At 69.6% G+C, this 2782-nt stretch carries 3 protein-coding genes; 1 reads left to right on the top strand and 2 read right to left on the bottom strand.

Features of this window, described 5'->3' with window-relative positions:
- Nucleotides 1-198: 198 nt before the first annotated feature.
- Complete coding sequence (locus AB0M20_RS36350) at nucleotides 199-1566, bottom strand: alpha/beta fold hydrolase (RefSeq protein ID WP_364305187.1); 1368 nt, start codon at nucleotides 1564-1566, stop codon at nucleotides 199-201.
- Between the two features lie 196 nt (nucleotides 1567-1762).
- Here AB0M20_RS36350 and AB0M20_RS36355 point away from each other — a divergent pair, with 196 nt between their 5' ends.
- The gene (locus AB0M20_RS36355) at nucleotides 1763-2527 is read left to right on the top strand and encodes an HD domain-containing protein (protein WP_364305189.1); all 765 of its coding nucleotides are present in this window, start codon (nucleotides 1763-1765) and stop codon (nucleotides 2525-2527) included.
- 10 nt (nucleotides 2528-2537) lie between these two features.
- Here AB0M20_RS36355 and AB0M20_RS36360 read toward each other — a convergent pair.
- A partial coding sequence (locus tag AB0M20_RS36360; protein WP_364305191.1) for a helix-turn-helix transcriptional regulator occupies nucleotides 2538-2782 on the bottom strand: 245 nt, incomplete at its 5' end.

Genomic DNA, 2782 nt, shown 5'->3' on the forward strand with positions numbered 1-2782 from the left:
CACGGCGTGGCGGCGATTGTGCTGCTGCTGGTGGCCTTGGTGCTGTCGGTGTACAAGCCGCGGGGGCGAACGGGTTGGGGTTCCCGCCGCCGGCGAACCGCGGAGGCGGATCTCAGCACCGTCTGAAGGACGCGTTCTGGAACCACCGTCTTTGATGTAGACACGCCACGAGTTCTCGCTGGCGGACTGGACCCAGTCCTATCGCGAGTGGACCGGCGTACGGGTGCGAGCGGCGGTGACGACATCGGTGATGGCGGTGATGGACAGGGCCGAGCCTGCCGGGTCATGCAGGAAAGCGACGTGCTCGAGGTCCGCGACGGTGTGCCGGCTGTCGCTTGACAGGGCGGCGAGCCGGTTCTGGGCGGAGTCCCATCCCTGCTTGTGGTCGACGTTGTCCTTCGCGGTGAGCACGACCAGCGGGGTGGCGCCGAGCGTGGTCAGGGCCTGGGCTTGGCGAAACGTCTGGGGCAGCAAGGCTTGTTCGGCTCGCATGCCGGTCATCCCTCGAGGGCTGTTCGCGAACACGGCCGCCTGCTCACCCGCCTTCCCAGGCAGCGCCGGTGCGGTCATCGCCTGGGTGAGGTGACCGAGGCCGAACCGGAACACGATGGGCGCCGCTGCCAGGGCACGCCGCATCAGTTCGTACTCGCCGTTGAACGGCTTGACGAGCTCGGCCTGATGTGGGCTGGCGCTGTCCAGCAACACCATTCCGGCCACGTCGGAGGGGTACAGGTGTGTGTAGGTGAGGGCGTGCACGCCTCCGATGGAGTGACCGGCCAGGACGTATGGGCCCGGCTCACCCGCGGCAGTCAGCAGGCGGTGCAGGTCGGTGGCTGCGGTCGTGGCGTCGGCGGGGTGGGGTGAGTCGTCGCTCCAGCCCTGTCCGGCCCGGTCGAACGTGCAAGTGCGGGTTGTCGCGGCGACACTCGGGGTGATGCGCGTCCACTCCGGGGACGTCTCGCCGAGGCCGTTGAGCAGCACGACGACGGGGCTGCCGGTGCCGATGCAATTCAGGTGCAGGCGGTATCCGCCGACGTCGACCAGGCGACCCGGCATGGGTCCCGCAGCCTCCTGCGGTGCGCTCGTCATGGCCTGGTACAGCCCGCCGAGACCGGCCATCAGCATGACCAGCGTGACGGGGTAGACGAGCAGGCGGCTCCGGCCGTGGACGCTGCGGCGGGCTCGCCGCTGCACCCAGACGGCCAGCACCACCAGGGCCGGCGCCCATCCCCACACGAGGCGGGTCACGGCAGCCTCGCCCGGGTTCACGGCGAGCAGGACAGTCCCGGTGGCGGCCATGACGGTGGCTGGGACGTACGCCCACCGTTGCGGCCGCGTGGTCATGCGGGTGGTGAGCCAGGCGAGCATCGCCCATGCGGCGGCGAAGGCGAGCAGTGCTGCGCCGACGAGGGATGCTTCGGACGCGTCCGGCAGGACACCGAACGTCAGTGCTGCCGCACCGATGGCGCCGGTAGCGATGGAGGCGGCGATGATGCGGCCGACAGGGCCCGGCGGCCTGACCGGCGTACTTGCGGGGATTGGAGTTGTCCGGGTTGGGGAGCTCATGGTGTTCCTCTCCTGGCCGCCCGGTGTGGCCGGCCACGAGAACCACCCTCGCGGTCTCGTGGTCTGCTCGCCCCGGTCACATGACCGGTATTCGTTGCTGCTGACGTGCTGGCCGCACACCGACAGCGGGTTGATCGGCGTATCCCGGTCATATGACCGGGGCGAGTCCGGCACCTGCTCAAGCAGGATCAAGGCCATGGACACTTCAACGGCCACAGGAACCATCCGCTGGAGTACGCGCACCGGCGGGCACCTCGTTGCCGCCGAGCGCTTCCGCCTGGTAGCGGACCTCGCCCGCGTGCACGCCGGCAACGCCGCCGGCCGTTTGAGCCTCCTCGCACACCTCAATTCCGGCAGGAACGCGTACGTGCCGCCGGCGCAACTGGTGCCCCCGGACTCGCCGTTGACGCGCGCAGCGACGGATGCCGCCACCCGCGTCCTTCCGTCGGCACTGCTCAACCACAGCTATCGCACGTATCGGTTCGGTCGTGCCTTGGGCGAACTCGAAGACATCGACGTGGACGCGGAGCTGCTGTTCGCGGCAGCGCTGCTGCACGACGTCGGACTGGTCGTGGCCAGCGGGCGGGCCGACTTCACCCTTACCTCGGCTCGGGTCGCCAGGAATGTGGCCGAACAGGTCGGCCTGTCAACCACGGCGACAGCCACCCTGCAGACCGCCATCACGATGCATCACAGCCCTCGTGTCACGCTTGCCGCGGGACCGGTCGCGTACTTGCTGTCGGCAGGAGCGGGCGTCGACGTGGTCGGGCTGCGCTGCTGGGCCCTGCCGCGCGCCGTGTTGGCTGACGCCGTCCGGGATCACCCCCGTGAGGGCTTCAAGAGGTTCTTCCGTGACGCGTGGGCTGACGAGGCGGCGCGCGTGCCCGGCGGCCGGGCGCGATTGCTGCGCCGGTACGGCGCGTTCGCGGCCGCCATCGCCCTCGCTCCGTTCGACGAGTGAGCTCGCCCGGTCAGGTCAGGTCGAGCTGCGCGAGCTGGGTGCGCGAAGAGACGCCGAGCTTGGTGAATACGTTTCGCAGGTGGAATGCGACCGTACGCGGTGACACCCAGCACTGGGCTGCGACGTCCTTGTTCGACAGGCCCTGAGCGACGAGTTCGGCAACCTTGCGTTCCATCGGCGTCAGGTTCAGCAGGGTCGACGGGTCCCTTTTGCGGGCCGTTTCTCCGGATGCGCGGAGTTCCTGGGCGGCACGCC

The sequence above is a fragment of the Actinoplanes sp. NPDC051633 genome (assembly GCF_040681735.1).
Lineage (GTDB): Bacteria > Actinomycetota > Actinomycetes > Mycobacteriales > Micromonosporaceae > Actinoplanes.

Excerpts from the sequence above, each read along its gene's own strand:
- AB0M20_RS36355 (WP_364305189.1), top strand. The coding sequence starts at position 1,763 with ATGGACACTTCAACGGCCACAGGAACCATCCGCTGGAGTACGCGCACC.
- AB0M20_RS36350 (WP_364305187.1), bottom strand. The coding sequence starts at position 1,566 with ATGAGCTCCCCAACCCGGACAACTCCAATCCCCGCAAGTACGCCGGTC.